This window comes from Paenalcaligenes sp. DL 463, assembly GCF_057475185.1.
On the sequence record NZ_JBYBKX010000001.1, the window covers coordinates 1,559,692 to 1,576,338 of the forward strand.

General features: G+C 48.7%; 16 protein-coding genes. 11 read left to right on the forward strand and 5 right to left on the reverse strand.

Translation table 11 applies throughout. From position 1 onward, the window contains the following. Positions 1-55: 55 nt before the first annotated feature. Together AC2UZI_RS07285 and AC2UZI_RS07290 are read left to right on the forward strand one after the other, a co-directional pair. Positions 56-745, forward strand: coding sequence for an AzlC family ABC transporter permease (locus AC2UZI_RS07285; protein WP_486943146.1), 690 nt, complete (start codon positions 56-58; stop codon positions 743-745). Then, a complete protein-coding gene (locus AC2UZI_RS07290; RefSeq protein ID WP_486943147.1) occupies positions 742-1,089 on the forward strand; it encodes an AzlD domain-containing protein in 348 nt (115 codons plus the stop codon). Before AC2UZI_RS07285 ends, AC2UZI_RS07290 begins: the two co-directional genes overlap by 4 nt. Before the next feature lie 49 nt (positions 1,090-1,138). Here the strand turns inward: AC2UZI_RS07290 and AC2UZI_RS07295 are convergent, their stop codons facing one another. From AC2UZI_RS07295 to xth, 5 genes are all read right to left on the reverse strand, one after another. Continuing rightward, on the reverse strand, positions 1,139-3,406 hold the full coding sequence (locus AC2UZI_RS07295) for a RelA/SpoT family protein (RefSeq protein ID WP_486943148.1): 2,268 nt from the start codon (positions 3,404-3,406) through the stop codon (positions 1,139-1,141). 20 nt (positions 3,407-3,426) lie between these two features. Continuing rightward, positions 3,427-3,630 (reverse strand): DNA-directed RNA polymerase subunit omega, encoded by a 204-nt coding sequence (gene rpoZ / locus AC2UZI_RS07300; RefSeq protein WP_486943149.1) that lies wholly within the window; start codon positions 3,628-3,630, stop codon positions 3,427-3,429. A gap of 29 nt (positions 3,631-3,659) precedes the next feature. Continuing rightward, the gene (gmk, locus tag AC2UZI_RS07305; RefSeq protein WP_486943150.1) at positions 3,660-4,310 is read right to left on the reverse strand and encodes a guanylate kinase; all 651 of its coding nucleotides are present in this window, start codon (positions 4,308-4,310) and stop codon (positions 3,660-3,662) included. A gap of 93 nt (positions 4,311-4,403) precedes the next feature. Continuing rightward, positions 4,404-4,739 (reverse strand): hypothetical protein, encoded by a 336-nt coding sequence (locus AC2UZI_RS07310; protein WP_486943151.1) that lies wholly within the window; start codon positions 4,737-4,739, stop codon positions 4,404-4,406. A 12-nt stretch (positions 4,740-4,751) separates the two neighbouring features. After that, a complete protein-coding gene (gene xth, locus AC2UZI_RS07315; RefSeq protein ID WP_486943152.1) occupies positions 4,752-5,552 on the reverse strand; it encodes an exodeoxyribonuclease III in 801 nt (266 codons plus the stop codon). 286 nt (positions 5,553-5,838) lie between these two features. On the opposite strand from xth, the gene AC2UZI_RS07320 reads away from it, so the two are divergent. From AC2UZI_RS07320 to AC2UZI_RS07360, 9 genes are all read left to right on the forward strand, one after another. Next, positions 5,839-5,988 (forward strand): hypothetical protein, encoded by a 150-nt coding sequence (locus AC2UZI_RS07320; protein WP_486943153.1) that lies wholly within the window; start codon positions 5,839-5,841, stop codon positions 5,986-5,988. Positions 5,989-6,205: 217 nt separating this feature from the next. After that, positions 6,206-6,997: a spermine/spermidine synthase domain-containing protein gene (locus AC2UZI_RS07325; RefSeq protein ID WP_486943154.1), complete on the forward strand. Its 792-nt coding sequence runs from the start codon at positions 6,206-6,208 to the stop codon at positions 6,995-6,997. 84 nt (positions 6,998-7,081) lie between these two features. Then, complete coding sequence (locus AC2UZI_RS07330; protein WP_486943155.1) at positions 7,082-8,050, forward strand: ABC transporter substrate-binding protein; 969 nt, start codon at positions 7,082-7,084, stop codon at positions 8,048-8,050. A gap of 68 nt (positions 8,051-8,118) precedes the next feature. Further along, the gene (locus AC2UZI_RS07335; protein ID WP_486943156.1) at positions 8,119-9,012 is read left to right on the forward strand and encodes an ABC transporter permease; all 894 of its coding nucleotides are present in this window, start codon (positions 8,119-8,121) and stop codon (positions 9,010-9,012) included. Positions 9,013-9,014: 2 nt separating this feature from the next. Next, entirely contained in the window at positions 9,015-9,809 is a 795-nt protein-coding gene (locus AC2UZI_RS07340) for an ABC transporter ATP-binding protein (RefSeq protein WP_486943157.1), read from the forward strand. A 147-nt stretch (positions 9,810-9,956) separates the two neighbouring features. Continuing rightward, the gene (locus tag AC2UZI_RS07345; protein WP_486943158.1) at positions 9,957-11,228 is read left to right on the forward strand and encodes an efflux RND transporter periplasmic adaptor subunit; all 1,272 of its coding nucleotides are present in this window, start codon (positions 9,957-9,959) and stop codon (positions 11,226-11,228) included. Positions 11,229-11,232: 4 nt separating this feature from the next. After that, on the forward strand, positions 11,233-14,385 hold the full coding sequence (locus AC2UZI_RS07350; RefSeq protein WP_486943159.1) for a multidrug efflux RND transporter permease subunit: 3,153 nt from the start codon (positions 11,233-11,235) through the stop codon (positions 14,383-14,385). A 14-nt stretch (positions 14,386-14,399) separates the two neighbouring features. Then, complete coding sequence (locus AC2UZI_RS07355) at positions 14,400-15,854, forward strand: efflux transporter outer membrane subunit (RefSeq protein WP_486943160.1); 1,455 nt, start codon at positions 14,400-14,402, stop codon at positions 15,852-15,854. Between the two features lie 46 nt (positions 15,855-15,900). Continuing rightward, positions 15,901-16,635: a pyridoxine 5'-phosphate synthase gene (locus AC2UZI_RS07360; protein ID WP_486943735.1), complete on the forward strand. Its 735-nt coding sequence runs from the start codon at positions 15,901-15,903 to the stop codon at positions 16,633-16,635. Positions 16,636-16,647 lie beyond the last annotated feature (12 nt).

Genomic DNA, 16,647 nt, shown 5'->3' on the forward strand with positions numbered 1-16,647 from the left:
AGCCTTAGGGCTTCTTAGCTTCATTGGGCCTTTTCAACCTTAGTATGGCGGCAAGATGGCAATTCACGGTTTTTTTTATGGTTTAAAAGATAGCCTTTCCATAGCGCTTGGTTATGTCCCCGTTGCTATATCTTTTGGTCTTACTGCCGTCCATTTAGATATTCCACCTTATATTGCTATCGTATTCTCCCTACTTATTTATGCAGGCGCTAGCCAGTTTCTACTGATTGCCTTGATCGCACAGCAAACTGGGTTATTCAGTATTGTCGCTATTATTTGGTTGATCAATCTTCGGCATCTTTTTTACGGGCCGGCACTGATGAAATCGGCAGAACCCATCGATAGAAAACGGCCTCTCGCATTGTGGGCCGCTGGACTAACTGATGAGGTATTTGCTGCAGCGATAGGACGTTTTTCGCAGCAAGCTGCTCAGAACAAAGAAGGGTGGTACCTAGGGCTTCAGTTGGGTGCCTACAGTGCTTGGGTTGGTGGAACTGCAGTTGGAGCCTATTTTGGTGCTGACTGGGTAGGCCATTCCGTCGTCTTGGATAAAAGCTTAGGTTTCGTCCTTCCTGCGTTATTCTTTGCGTTGCTGCTCGATATCGCTAAAGCAGTGCCTCGGTTGATTGTTTTTGGCGCTACGGTTTCCACCGCGGTCGCTTTACTTTGGTTACCGAATTACGTTGCTATTATGGTCGGAATGCTAGCAGGTGGAGTGATTGCTGCAGGAGTAGCGAAAAAATGAGTACGTTTCAATTATTGATAATTGCAGTTTTGTCCGGCGCAGGTACATTTTTAGTTCGATTTTTACCTTTGATTTTGACGAAAAAGCAGAAATCAACGTCGACATATAGTCGTTTGTTACATCAAGCTCTTGCTGCGATTGGGCCGTCTGCGATTGTCGCCTTGCTGGTGGTTTCAGTCGCTGCTGAGTTAAGTCCAACTCAGTTTTCTGAAACCGCCACGCCAATAATATTTGGGTTGTTTGGCGTCTGGATTGGCCATAAGCTAAGCAAGGGAAACGTAGCCGTCGCTACGTTAAGCGGTGTGGGTGCGTATGCAGTGGCGACTTATATGGTGATTTCATAGCACAGATTTTGCCCAAGACAAAAAATGTGTGAACTGAGCCTGAGTGCTTTTAGCTGGTTCCCTTAATACGCACTATTTTTTGCACTTGAGGAACGTGTCGCAGTGCTCGAATAACTTTAGCCAAGTGGGTACGACTATCTACTTGCACAGTTAAATGCAGAATGCCGGTAGCTGAGACTTCGTCTGGCATGCTTAGATGAAGAATGTTTGAGTCTGCATCGTTGACGGCAGCAGCCATGCGTCCAAGTACGCCGCGCTCGTTCAACACCGTGACGTCAAGACGAGTTGATAAGTGTCTGGCCGTATTACTATCCCAAACCACAGGAATCCAGCGCTCGGGCTCTTTAGCTTGTTGTCGTTGCGCTATGGCGCATTCTGTCATGTGAACGACTAAACCATGTCCCAGACGTATACCACCTATGATGCCGTCGCCAGGTAGGGGGCCACAACAAGGGGCAAGCTGCACTGCTTGACCTTCGTTACCATGAATAACGATTGGGGCAGAGCCATTTGAGGTGAATTCGTCGACTTGGGCTGCGGTCGTTGCAAGAATGGCGTGCTCGGGAGCAAAACGTCTGGCCACGACAGCAGCTAAGCGTTTCCCTAATCCGATGTCTGCGAGAATCTCGTCTCTGGAGCTGGCCCCAGAGCTTTTGGCTAGCTTTTCCCAAACGGGGTCTGTCTCGTCAGGGAAGGGGATGTTTAAGGGCTCAAAGGCCTGCTTAAGAAGGCGGCGCCCGAAGGCAACGGACTCTTCGTACTTAACGGTGCGAAGATAGTGACGTATTTCAGATCGTGCCCGGCCAGTACGCACGTAATTAAGCCACTGTGCGCTGGGTCGTGCAGCCGGAGAGGTAACGATTTCCACCGAGTCTCCGCTTTTTAGTTCAGTGCGCAACGCGGCGAACTCGCCATTGATCTTAGCTGCTACGGCGTGATTACCAATATCTGTATGAATGGTGTAGGCGAAATCGACGGGACTTGCGCCTCGTGGTAAGGAAATGATTTTGCCACGAGGGGTGTAAACATAGACGGCGTCAGGGAATAAATCAACTTTAACGTGATCTAAAAATTCACTAGAGTCACCTGTCTGGCTTTGTATGTCTAAGAGAGACTGTAGCCAGTGGTGAGTACGTTTCTGTAGCTCATTGAGGGAAACGTTTTCGTCTTTATATAACCAATGAGAGGCAACACCTTCTTCGGCGACATGGTCCATTTCTTGAGTGCGGAACTGGAACTCGACAGGTGTGCCGTAGGGCCCGATCAACGTAGTATGCAAAGATTGATAGCCATTTATTTTAGGAATGGCGATATAGTCTTTGAACTTACCGGGGACGGGGCGATATAGCTGATGCAAGGTGCCAAGCGCTAGGTAACATTCGGGCAAGGTGTGGACGATGACTCTAAACCCGTAAATATCGAGTACGTCTGAGAACGATTTTTTTTGTTCCTGCATCTTACAGAAGATGCTGTAGAGCGATTTTTCTCTACCGCTAACATCGGCTTCAATGCCTGCGGCCGGTAGCGCAATCTTAACGGCTTCGGTGATTTTTCCTAACACCTCGCGGCGATTGCCCCGGGCAGCCATCAAGGCTTTATGTAATACGCGATAACGATTAGGGTGTATAGCTTGAAAACACCGATCTTGCAACTCGCGGAAGAGGGCGTTTAGGCCAAGACGGTGAGCGATGGGCGCGTAGATATCGAGTGTTTCTTGCGCCACTCGACGCCGTTTCTCGGGGCTAACCGCCTCGAGTGTGCGCATATTATGCAGACGGTCAGCCAGCTTAATGAGGATGACGCGCACATCACGCGACATGGCCAACAACATTTTCCTGAAGCTTTCTGCTTGCTGCTGGCTTTTTGTCTGAAACTCTAGCCGTTCTAGTTTGGATACGCCATCAACAATATCGGCAACATCCGTACCAAATTTTTCAGCGAGCTCTTGTTTCGAAACGTCTTGATCTTCAATAACGTCGTGAAGCAGGGCGGCCATGAGCGAGTCGGCATCAAGCTTCCAGCCGGCGCAAATTTCGGTGACGGCAATAGGATGAGTGATGTAGGGCTCGCCACTAGAGCGGAATTGCCCTAAGTGAGCGTTATCGGCGAGTCGATATGCTTCGCGAACTTTCTCAACGTCTTTAGGGTCAAGGTACTCACTAATGATTTTAGTCAGTGGCGCGATTGAAGCAATTGTGGCTTTAGCCGGTTCCAGCCTAGGGATGTTTATGGTTTTCTTACGACGGCCTAACCGCGAGCCTTTTTTAAGGACCGCTAATAAACCTGAAGACGCGCCACGTAAACCCGGAAAAGCCATAAACTGCCTTTATCTATTTATTAAGTTGGAACTTTACGTAGCATTTCTAGCCCAGTATCGCCACTTGCAATTTCTCGTAGTGCGGTAACGGTGGGCTTATTGCGGCTTTCGATGCGTGGTTCGTGACCTTGTGCTAATTCACGTGCACGGTAGGCAGCGGCTAAAGTAAGATTAAAACGATTTGGAATTTTATCTAAGCAGTCTTCGACAGTAATGCGTGCCATATATAGGACCTGTGGTGTAAATAAGGGGATTATTTGAGCCCAGCTGCAACAGAGGCGCTGATGCCGAGTTGAGAAAATAAATCTGCGTGTCGCAGTGCTTGTTCGCGTATACCTAAACGACTGGATTTTACGACCGAAATAAGTTCTGTAAGAGCAGTGTCAAATTCATGATTAATAATAACATATTGACATTCTGATACATGCGACATTTCGCCCCCAGCAGCCAGTAAACGCCGCGCGATGACTTGAGGGTCATCTTGGCCTCGCTTTTTAAGTCGGCTTTCCAGGGCTTCAATTGACGGCGGTAATATAAAAATTCCGATTGCTTTAGGATAGAACTCACGAACCTGACGCGCACCTTGCCAGTCAATTTCCAGTAATACGTCTTTCCCTTCCTGAAGGGCTGCGCGAATCGGTGGTGCCGGGGTACCGTAAAAGTTTCCGTGTACTTCTGCCCATTCTAATAAGTCATTACCGTCACGCAAGGTTTCAAACCCATCGTTACTAAGGAAATGGTAATGCTCGCTCTCTTTCTCACCGGGCCGCGGCTGACGGGTAGTGCATGAGATTGACAGCATAATATTGGCATCATTCTCGAGTAAGGCATTTACCAAGCTAGACTTACCGGCTCCGCTTGGAGCAACGATCATAAAAACATTACCGGGGTAGGGGGTGGTCATGATTTTTTATTAAAAATTAGTGGCATCAGAGCATACCAAAAAATAAGGGTAATCGCACGAAATCAGCGCTGGCTGACGCCAGTTAGTCTTTTATTAGTTGATTTGTTTTTTCAGACCGTCAGTACCTAAAAATTCATGCAAGACTGCGTCTTTTGATTCAATGTCATGGCACAAAAAAACAATCGTATCATCTGGGTTTGCGTTGAAAAGGGCATCATTTACTGTGCTGTTAGCGTCGTCGGCTTGTGCGACCGCCATAACATGTATGTCGCCCCCTTGTTCAAAACGTTCTTCGGGCACAATATCCGCTACCGCATCCACGTTTGGAGCACTAACAACAACGTAAGCGCGAACCGTGTGCTCATCGATATAAATATCAATTACGGCCCCGTTTTCAATAATTTCTATAAGTTGGCTGTGCGTAGTCATAGCAGGTCTCAATTAATGAGTGGCTTGAAAGCTGGAAAGGTCTAAGGTGACCGTCAGGGGCGCATGATCTGACGGTTGCTCGTTGGCTCGTGGTGTTTTGTCGATTTCGCATGCCGTCACGGTAGGCTGTAACGAATTAGAGACAAGGGCGTGGTCAATACGTAAGCCCGCGTTGCGACGAAATGCCATACGGCGGTAATCCCACCAGGTGTAAGACTTCTCGGGTTGCTCAAAAAGTCTAAACGAGTCATGAAGACCGAGGTCAATCAATTTTTGTAAGGCCGCACGCTCAGGTTCTGAGACATGGACTTCGCCTTCCCATCGTTTAGGATCATGGACGTCCGCGTCGGTGGGTGCAATATTATAGTCACCAACAATAAGAAGCTGAGGATGGTTTTTAAGCTCTTCTTGTAACCAGTCATGTAGAGCCTGAAACCACTCTAACTTATAAATATACTTATCACTGTCTAGGGCTTGGCCGTTAGGGCAATAAGCATTGATTACTCGCACTGGGCCAATACTGGTGTCGTAGGTAGCAGCGATGACACGCTGTTGATGGTCGTCGTAGTTCGGTAGATTTCGTTGTACATGGGTTGCATCGTGCCTGCTAATAAGTGCTACGCCATTATATGTTGGCTGTCCGGCCCACTCGGCTTTCCAGCCGGCTTCGATGAAAGCGTCAATAGGGAATTTGTCTTGGGCTAACTTAAGCTCTTGTAAGCATAAAACATCGACGGGGTTGGCCTCCAACCAATCTAATACTTGCGGGAGGCGTACACGTAAAGAGTTCACGTTCCAAGTGGTAAATTTCACTGTTTACACTCAATTTTAAAATTCGGTGGAAGCTCGTAAAAATAGCGCTGCTTGACGCAGGATCGCCAGCTCGAGCACAGTTCACCATCATAACCCAGCCTTACGTAGCTACACAGAGGCCCCCATTTAGATAATGATGTGCAAGGCAGTGGTGGTTAGATGGAAGTGTGGGGTGCGTGAGCTAAGCTATTGTAGATATTGACTTTTTTTGATGTGTGGTGTAGGGTAATTAAGGTGTGGGGCGCACGGGGTGCCCCGTTGTCGATGCCAGCAGGAGAATGTTGACATGGCCACTAAACGACCAACTCGTCGTAGACAGGTCCTAGAAATTGAACCTTTGAACTGGGTTGCACCAGAAACTCGCGATTCTAAATCGGAAGAAAACTCTGAAATTCACGATCAACAAGATCGAGATAAAGAAGCCGCGAAAAGTTAGGTTCTTGACCTTAGATTACTCAACGCGCAGCCTAATAGGCTGCGCGTTTTGTTTTGCCTTGCGTTTAGACCATTCAGGCAAGCCCTACTACGGCGCTAATAACGCCTTAGAAAATGGTACAGTTAACATCGACACTATCTCAAACTGCGTAACGCCGTAGGCGATGACTACTACGCGTAAGTGTTCGCTTATCCCAAAACATGACAACCGACGTTCTATGAGCCCAGAAGAATTTGAAGATGTGTCCTACGAAGCCGATGATGTAACCCTATCAGAAGAAGGCGGAATACGTTATTTACATTTCGGCACGCACTGGATACAAGGAGCCATGCGCATTGCAAAGCCGTACGACTTGGTTCTTGCGTATACCCAGCAAATGATGGCGTGGATGATGTTCTATGATGCTAAAGAATCAGATAGGCTTGCTTTTTTGGGGCTTGGGTCTGCTTCGTTATTACGTTTTTGTACTCGCCACACAGCAAGTCAACTGACGGCGGTTGAGATAAACCCACAAGTTATTTCAATGTGTCGTGCTTTCTTTAGGCTGCCAGAAAGTGAGCGCGTACAGGTAGAGCTTGATGATGCGCAGGAATGGGTACAGGATCCTTTAAATATTGCTCAGTTTCAGGTTCTAATGATTGATCTCTATGATGCACACGCACTGGGCCCTGTATGCTCATCGCTTGAGTTTTATCAGGGGTGCCATCGCTCCCTAACCGAAAACGGGATTGCTAGTATTAATCTTTTTGGTTCGCACCCTAGTTTCCAGCGTAACGTCGAAAATATCCGTACGGCTTTTAATGGCCAGGTTTTAGTCTTACCCGAAGTCGAAGAGGGCAATACCATCGTGCTGGCGTTTAAAGGGCGCGGTTTAGAGTTAACAACACAAGATTTTTTAAACAAGGCTGACGCTGTGCAGTACGCAACAAAGCTTCCTGCGAAGCGTTGGGCAAAAGCACTTTTATCCATGCGCACACAAGCAACTACGTTTACAATCCCCCAGTTATAAGTGGGAGTCCATCAAAGCTTCGGGGCTACACCGCGTTATTGAAAAATTGAACCCACTGCATATATCTCATTTGAGGAGCTTCGAATGAAGTTATCGACTACAACAAAAACAATGGCCGGTCTGTTTATTGCAGCAAGCTGTTTACTTTCCACTAACGTATCGGCACAAACCGTTTCTGTGTCATCTATTGTTGAGCACCCTGCGCTCGACTCCATTCGTGATGGCGTTAAGCACACACTTGAAGAAGCGGGATACACCGAATCCAACGGTCTGAAGTGGCAGTTTCAAACTGCCCAAGGCAACACAGCAATCGCCACACAAATTGCGCGTAAGTTTGTGGGCGACAACTCCGATGTGATTGTTGCCATCTCTACGCCTTCTGCTCAAGCTGTTCTGGCCTCTACCAAATCAATTCCCATCGTCTACTCCGCAGTAACCGATCCCGTAGCGGCGCAACTTGTCAGCTCATTCGAGGCCAGCGGCACGAATGTTACGGGTGTATCCGATGCCTTGGCACTAGAAAAACAACTGGAGCTAATTAAGCAGATCGTTCCTGACGCCAAAAACGTAGGTATGGTGTATAACCCCGGTGAGGCCAACTCTGCCGTTGTGGTTGAGCGCTTACGCGAACTGCTCTCTGCCAACGATATGAGCCTTATCGAAGCGACAGCGGCTCGTACGGTAGACGTGGGTGCAGCCGCACGCAGCTTAGTGGGTAAGGTGGATGTTATCTACACTAACACTGATAACAACGTCGTATCCGCGTACGAGTCCTTGGTTAAGGTTGGTAACGATGCAAAAATTCCTTTAGTCGCTTCGGACACTGATAGTGTAGAGCGCGGGGCTATCGCCGCATTGGGTGTCAATTACTATAATCTCGGCTTACAAACAGGCGAAATCGTTGTCCGTATTTTAAAAGGTGAACAACCTGGAGATATCGCCTCTGAAACCAGCGATAAGCTAGAGTTGTTTGTAAATCCTGCTGCAGCCGAGAAACAAGGGGTGCAGCTTAGCGAAGACTTAATTAAGTCTGCTTCCTCAGTCGTTCAATAAAAGCCCCCAGGCGATTAGCGGTGTTTACTTAACACCGCTAATATTGTTTGTATTATCACTGACACTCTATGTCTGAATATTCTATCTACGGCGCACTTGAGCTAGGTCTTATCTTCGCTTTAGTCGCGCTTGGCGTATTAATTTCATTTCGAATTTTACGCTTTCCCGATCTTACCGTTGATGGCAGCTTCCCCCTAGGAGGGGCCTGTGCTGCAGTGCTAATTAGCAATGGGGTCGATCCTTTTACCGCTACGCTTGTTGCTACAGGCGCGGGCGCCATCGCAGGAATGATTACAGGCTTACTTAATGTAAAGCTGAAAATCATGGACTTGCTGGCGAGTATCCTGATGATGATTGCGCTGTATTCCATTAATTTACGGATCATGGGTAAACCTAACGTTCCGTTAATTTCAGAGCCCACCGTTTTCTCTATCCTACAACCTGAAGGTATTGCCGATTACAAGTCTAAAGTGCTCATCATGTTTGTGGTGGTACTGTTGGCCAAGTTACTGTTGGATTGGTTTTTCTCGACAGAGAAAGGCTTAGCAATGCGAGCAACTGGTTCGAATCCACGAATGGCTCGTTCACAGGGAGTAGCTACTGGCGCCATGCTTCTGCTGGGGATGGCAATCTCTAATGCATTGGTGGCATTAGGAGGCGCTTTATATGCGCAATCAAATGGGAATGCCGATATTTCTATGGGCATTGGAACCATCGTAATTGGTTTGGCCGCTGTGATTGTTGGCGAAAGTATCTTGCCGTCGCGCCGTTTGTTCTACGCAACGTTGGCAGTCATTATTGGTGCGGTGCTGTATCGTTTCTTTATTGCACTAGCGTTAAATGCTGACTTTATCGGATTGGGTGCTCAAGATCTAAACCTAGTTACCGCCATTTTAGTAACGGTTGCACTCGTTATACCTTTACTAAAGCGTAAGTTACGCCCAAGAAAAAATAGAAGCTAACCATGTTAAATGCACAAAATTTGCAACTGACCTTTAATCCGGGAACGCCTATTGAAACGTGGGCTTTACGGGGAATGTCGTTGTCTATTCCTGAAGGGCAGTTTGTGACCGTAATCGGGTCGAATGGGGCTGGCAAGTCCACTTTTTTGAATGCAGTATCAGGCGATCAGGAAGTGGACGAAGGGACCATCATCATTGATGATAAAAACGTTACCAAGCAGTCTGTTTGGAAGCGAGCCAAACTGGTGGCTCGGGTTTTTCAAGACCCCATGGCAGGCACTTGTGAAGATCTTACGATTGAAGAGAACCTAGCCTTAGCGTCCAGTCGGGGGCAACGTAGAGTTTTACGCTCTGCTGTAAAATCTTCGATGCGAGACGAGTTTAAAGCGCGTTTAGAAATACTTGGGCTAGGCCTAGAGAACCGATTGACCGATCGCATTGGCTTGCTATCGGGGGGCCAGCGTCAGGCCGTTAGTTTATTGATGGCAGCAATGAGGCCTTCACGCATTCTATTGCTGGACGAGCACACAGCTGCACTGGATCCCCGCACAGCCGACTTTGTATTGAAGTTAACGGCCCGTATTGTCGAAGAAAGTCGTTTAACCACGATGATGGTGACGCACAGCATGCGCCAAGCATTGGACGTGGGGGATCGCACCGTGATGCTGCACCAAGGGCAGGTGGTTTTGGATGTCAGTGGTGATAAGCGCAGGGGAATGGATGTGACCGATTTGTTACACATGTTTGAGAAGGTCAGAGGTGAAAAAATATCTGACGATGCGCTGCTATTAAGTTGAAGTTAGGTCATCAAGGATAAATAAAACTACAGTAGTTTCTTTATTTATTGCATCAAACTGTTTATAATTTATAACTTTTAGCCGTACGGTACGGTTCAATATTACAATTCTGGCTATTGCTGGCTACAGAAACATTAGGAGCTTTTCATGCTTACTTCCCGCCCAAAGGCGTGGCATCCGCTACGAGTTGCGCTATTAACAAGTGTGGTTTTACTTGCGGCATGCGGCGACAAGTCTGCACCCCAGCAAGGCCAGGCTCCGAGCTTTCCCGTAAGTGTCGTTACCGTACAGTCAGAACCAACGGTTGTATTTGCAGAACTACCAGGCCGAGTCGAAGCCATCAAAGAAGCTCAGATACGCGCTCGAGTTACCGGTATTGTTGATGCCATCAATTTTGAGCAGGGTAGTGATGTTGAAGAAGGGGAGCTACTTTTTAGCATTGACCCTGACACGTATCAGGCGCAGCGCGATCAATTTGCAGCACAGCTTCAAAATGCTATTGCAGACGCTAAGGTCTCAGCGTCGCTTGCAAACCGCTACACGCGATTAATCGAAGAAAATGCAGTAAGCCGGCAAGAGTATGAAAATGCCATGGCCCGTAACGCTCAAGCAGAAGCGGCGATTGCCGCAGCACGCGCCAACCTTAAAGCTGCTGAAATTAACTTAAGCTATACCGAAGTGACGTCGCCGATTGATGGCCGTATTGGCCGCTCAGAAATTACGGAAGGCGCCTTGGTGAACGCAACGGAAGGCACGCATTTGGCTACGGTTCAACAGCTGGACCGAGTTTATGTTGACGTGACGCGTCCCGCCAGTGAGTTACACAGTTTGCGTAAAGCGGTTGCCGAAGGACGAATTAAACAAGACGAAAATGGTGCTAAAGTCGTCGCTAGATTAGATGACGGCTCTATTTACGACGAAGCGGGCCGATTATTGTTTTCGGGCGTGGCTGTCGACCCAGGTACCGGGCAAATTAGCTTGCGTGCCGAGTTTCCTAATCCCGACCACTTGTTACTGCCTGGTATGTTTGTGCGGGTACGCATTGATCAAGGTGTAGACGAGAACGCGTTACTGGTGCCGGCTCAAGCTGTGCAGTACGCAAGCTCTGGAGCAACTTCGGTCATGACAGTGACCGACGGCGTAGTTGCAGCCGTACCGGTTCGAGTGGGTGGGACCTATGGTGATAGGGTCATGATCTACGAAGGTTTAGAACCAGGGGCCCAAATTATCGTTGAAGGCTTCCAGAAAATCGGGCCAGGCGCTACCGTTCAACCCATACCCTGGAAGTCAGAACAACCCGCTTCAGATGCAGGTGGAAACATGGAAGACGGGCAAGCTGCCGCAGCTCCAGATAGCGAGTCAGACAATCAACCCGCATCGAACTCCGATAACACCTCTACTGCTCCTGTAAGCGAGTAACGCCATGCCACAGTTTTTTATTGAACGCCCCATTTTTGCATGGGTGGTTGCGCTGGGTATTACGCTTCTTGGAATATTGTCATTACAGACGATGCCCGTTGCGCAATACCCCGAGGTAGCGCCACCGACCATCACGATTAATGCGACGTACCCAGGTGCATCGGCAGATGACGTGGCAAGTACGGTTGCCAGCGTTATTGAAAACGAGCTTAATGGCGCTAAAGGTCTGCTTTACTACGAATCCGTGAGTGACTCGTATGGTGGCACGCAAATTACGGCCACCTTTGATTTGGGCACTGATCCTGATATGGCTCAGGTTGATGTGCAAAACCGTGTCGCTAACGTGCAAGCCACGTTACCGACTGCGGTTGTACAACAAGGTTTGAAAATTGAGCAAGCCAATACCGGTTTCTTACTGGTTGTGGCCTTGTCCTCTGATGATGGGGCGCGAGATCAAGTCGAACTAGCTGACTACATCAAACGGAATATTCAGAACACCATTTCTCGGGTACCTGGCGTAGGTAAGTTCCAGTTGTTTGCCGCTGGGCGGGCCATGCGCATCTGGGTAGACCCTGAGAAACTGGTTAGCTATAAAATCAGCATGGCGGAAGTGAACGCAGCCATTGCCAACCAAAACGTACTCATTTCGGGCGGTATTCTAGGCTCACCCCCTAACCCAGGAGGTCAGCGTGTTGCGGCGCCTATCGTCGTTAACGGTCAGCTACAAAGTGCTGACGAGTTTGAAAATATCATTCTACGCTCTAATCCGGACGGTTCTTCTGTCCGCGTCGCTGACGTAGCAAAAGTCGAAGTCGGCGCTGATAACTACCAGTTCGGTGCTCGTTTAAATGGTAATCCCACGGCTGCATTTGCAATTTCCTTAGCGCCTGACGCTAACGCGTTGTCGACAGCAGAAGGCATTAAAGAGCGCATGGATGAGCTTCAAGAGTTCTTCCCGTCTGGTGTTAGCTACTCGATTCCTTACGATACGTCTCCGTACATCGAAACGTCCATTAATCAAGTAATCGTAACGTTGCTTGAAGCGATGGTGCTGGTGTTTATTGTGATGTATGTGTTCTTGCAGAACTTGCGCTATACCGTCATCCCAGCCTTGGTCGTCCCAGTGGCAATTTTAGGGGCTCTGGGCGTTATGAACGCGTTGGGCTTCTCTATTAACGTTTTGACGATGTTCGCGATGGTGCTGGCAATCGGTATCTTGGTGGATGACGCGATTGTGGTGGTGGAAAACGTCGAGCGTATCATGGCAGAAGAAGGGTTGCCGCCTAAAGAAGCGACTCGTAAAGCCATGCCGCAGATTACCGGTGCTATTGTAGGTATTACGCTGGTGCTGACCGTGGTGTTCCTACCGTTGGCCTTTATGTCCGGTTCCGTCGGTGTTATTTATCGCCAGTTCTCGGTTGCGATGGCGATATCTATCGGCTTTTCCGCATTTTTAGCGCTCAGTTTTACCCCTGCACTGTGCGCCACCTTCTTAAAACCGATCTCTAAAGATGCTCATAACTCAGAGCGCCGTGGATTCTTCGGCTGGTTTAACCGAGTGTTCGGCCGTATTACATCGGGCTATGAAAACTGGATAACAAAAAGCCTACGGGCTACCGGCCGCATGATGCTGGTTTATGCCTTAATGATTGTGGTACTTGGCTTCTTGTACGTACGGATGCCTACCTCTTTCCTTCCTGACGAGGATCAAGGCTTTGCCTTGGCTAACATTGAGTTGCCTGCCGGATCAACTGCTAATCGTACGATTGAAGTGATTGAAGAGGTTGAAAGCTACTTTGGCGCCTTGCCACAAGTGCGAGATATGGTTGCTGTGCAGGGCTTTAGTTTTAATGGTAATGGTCTGAACTCGGCGATTGCTTTCGTTACCTTGAAGGACTTTAAAGAGCGTCCCGGTATTGAAAACTCAGCTCTAACGATTTCCGCCAAAGCCAGTCAGGACTTATTCTTTGGCTTGCCTGATGCGATGGTGTTTTCTATCGTACCTCCTGCGATATCGTCCTTGGGTAATGCCTCCGGTTTCGATATGCGTTTAGAAGATCGCAGTGAAAACGGCCAAGAGGCGTTAGCCGCTGCCACGCAGCAGTTGTTGCAAATGGCAAATGAAAGCGAAATTCTCACGCAAACTCGGGTGACAGGTCTAGGGCCTGGTCGTCAGTGGAATCTAACCATCGACCGAGAGAAAGCGGCGATTCAAGGTCTGGATTTTGCTGAGGTAGCACAGTTAATCAGTACCTCATTGGGTTCTGCTTATATTGGCAAATACACCAATAATGGTTGGGTTGAAAACATCTGGGTGCAGGCGGAAGATAAATACCGCATGAACATTGAAGATGTGATGAAGCTGAATGCGAAAAACCGCATGGGGGAAATGGTACCGCTTTCAACGGTGGTAACTGCAGAGCCTGTGCAAGCGCCGGTACAAGTCGTTCGCTACAACAGCTATGAGTCGGTGCGTATTGGTGGTGAAGCAGCCCCGGGATACACAACGGGTGAAGCCATGGCCGAAATGGAGCGCTTAGTAGGCGAGTTACCAAGTGGTTTTGGTTATGAGTGGACCGGATTGTCTTACCAGGAAATTCAAGCGGCTGGCCAAAGCACGATACTTATCGCACTTTCAGTATTAATTGTATTTATGGTTCTTGCTGCCTTATACGAAAGTTGGGCCATACCGTTATCGGTAATGTTGGCGGTACCGCTTGGTGTTTTAGGGTCGGTATTGCTGACGACGATGATGGGAATGCCAAATGACGTGTATTTCCAAGTAGGTATCGTGACGATTATTGGGCTCTCGGCTAAGAATGCGATCTTGATTGTAGAGTTTGCTAAAGACGCTTACGCTCAGGGTGAAGACCTGTATACCGCAACGATTAACGCCGCACGCATGCGATTCCGTCCTATTTTGATGACCTCATTTGCCTTTATTTTAGGTGTGCTTCCTTTGGCCATTTCTACTGGTGCAGGTGCGGCTAGTCAGAATGCAGTTGGTATCGGGGTGATCGGAGGCATGTTAGCCGCAACGCCGTTAGCGGTGCTGTTCGTGCCGACGTTCTTTGTGGTGGTGTTGAAGTTGTTTAAAACCAAACCCAAACTGCTAGGCGCTCAAGCCGAGGCTACAACATCGTCTGAGGCGAAATAATGGTAAATGGAACTATGAAGCTTAAACTTTCCAGCCTAAGCGCGGCAGTGTTGCTAAGTGCATGCTCACTAGCGCCCACGTATGAGCGTCCCGCTTCACCCGTTTCGTCTACATTCCCAACTTACGCCGGGGGTGTGGTTAGCGAAACTGGTGGTGCGGTTGAAGAGTTAGGTTGGTCTGAGTTTTTTAAGGATGTACGCCTTCAGGCTATTATTGCGCTCGCTCTTGATAACAATCGTGATATGCGTATCGCCGTAGATCGTGTTCAAGAGGCAAGGGCGCAGTACGGCGTTGCGCGTAGTGATCGCTTTCCTTCTATCGGCGTAGGGGCAACGGGACAGGCTACTCGCTATCCCGAAGACTTACGTGTCGGTGGGCCTGATTCACCTTCGGTCAGTAGAAACTATCAGGCAGGAATCGGCTTAACCGCATTTGAAATCGATTTATTCGGTCGGGTCCGTAATTTAAGTGCTGCAGCATTAGAGCAATATTTAGCCACGGAATCGGCACAACGCGCCGTTCGCATCAATGTAGTGTCTCAAGTTGCCGAAGCTTATTTCCGTCTGCGTGCCGCGCAGGAAATGCAAACCTTGATGCTGAACACGGAAAAAAGTCGGGCCGAGACCTTGCGTTTAGTGCAGCTTATGTACGACGTGGGTACAGCATCTTCCTTAGAGCTAGATCAAGCCACCTTGCAGTTACAAACCGTACGAGCCGATTTAGAACAAGCAAGACGTAATGAGTTACGGGCACTAAACGCACTGACGATGCTTGTGGGGACGGATTTACCTGAAGATTTGCCAGTCGCGCAGCCGTTTGGTCCAGATCAATTGGTCAATGATATTCCCGTGGGTTTGCCGTCTGACTTGTTGCAACGCCGTCCGGATCTGATTGCCGCCGAGCATTTTTTACGTGCAAGTAATGCCAATATCGGTGCTGCCCGCGCTGCGTTTTTCCCTTCTATTTCCATTACCGGCTTACTGGGTTTTGCTAGTCCTTCGCTCGATAACCTATTTGGGTCTTCCCACCGATTCTGGCAGTACTCTCCACAGATTACGATGCCGTTATTCTCAGGTGGAGGCATACGAGCTAATTTAGACATTGCCGAGGCTCGTAACAACATTGCTATAGCTCAATACGAGCAAAGCATCCAAAATGCGTTCAGAGAAGTCGCTGACGCATTAGCCGGAGAAGCCACGTATACGCAACAGCTTGATGCAATACGTGCCATGTTGCAGTCAGCAGATGGTAGTTTGCGCACTGCGAATTTGCGCTACGAAACCGGAATCGATAGCTTCTTGCAAGTGCAAACTGCTGAAGTGAACTTATACAGCGCTCAGCAGGTAGGGGTGCAAATAGGTTTAGAGTCGTTATTGAATCGCATTGAGCTATATAAAGCGCTTGGCGGAGGTTGGGCCTTGCCAGAAACGGCAGCCGAAGTGCAGCAGGCGTCGGCGGTGCAAGAATAAATGCGATAATGGCCCTTTGGTGAATTTTACTAAGGGGCATGAAGGAATGATTGAGTTAGGCGTTAATATTGATCACGTTGCCACGTTACGTCAGCAGAGGTTAACCACTTATCCTGACCCACTCGTGGCAGCGCAACGAGCCGAAGAGGCCGGCGCTGATTTGATTACGCTACATTTGCGCGAAGATCGGCGTCACATTCAAGATGCCGATGTTTTCGCAATGCGTCCGCTACTGCGTACTCGTATGAATTTAGAGTGCGCCATTACTCATGAAATGCTGGATATCGCATGTCAGGTTAAACCAAGCGACGTATGCTTGGTGCCCGAGAAACGTCATGAGTTAACGACAGAGGGCGGTTTAGATGTTCTCGGTCATTTTGATCAAGTTAAGCAGGCCGTTTCACAACTGCAACAGGCAGGAATCCGTGTTTCGCTATTTATTGATGCTGATCTTGCTCAAATCGAGGCAGCGCATCAAGGGGGCGCCACTGTCATTGAGTTGCATACGGGTGTTTATGCCGATGCGGAAACACCCGATCAAGCTCAATCCTCCTTAGCACGTATCGTAGAGGGCACGGCGGCCGGCGTTGCTTTGGGTTTACGCGTGAATGCAGGGCACGGGCTGCATTACGGTAATGTTCAAGCTGTCGCTTCTGTACCTGGTATTGCCGAATTGAATATAGGGCACGCTATCGTCGCACAAGCTGTGTTCGACGGTTGGGAGAAGGCGGTTCGTGATATGAAAGCACTCATCGTCACTGCGGCAAAGCAACGCGTTTAAAACTAGCGCCGT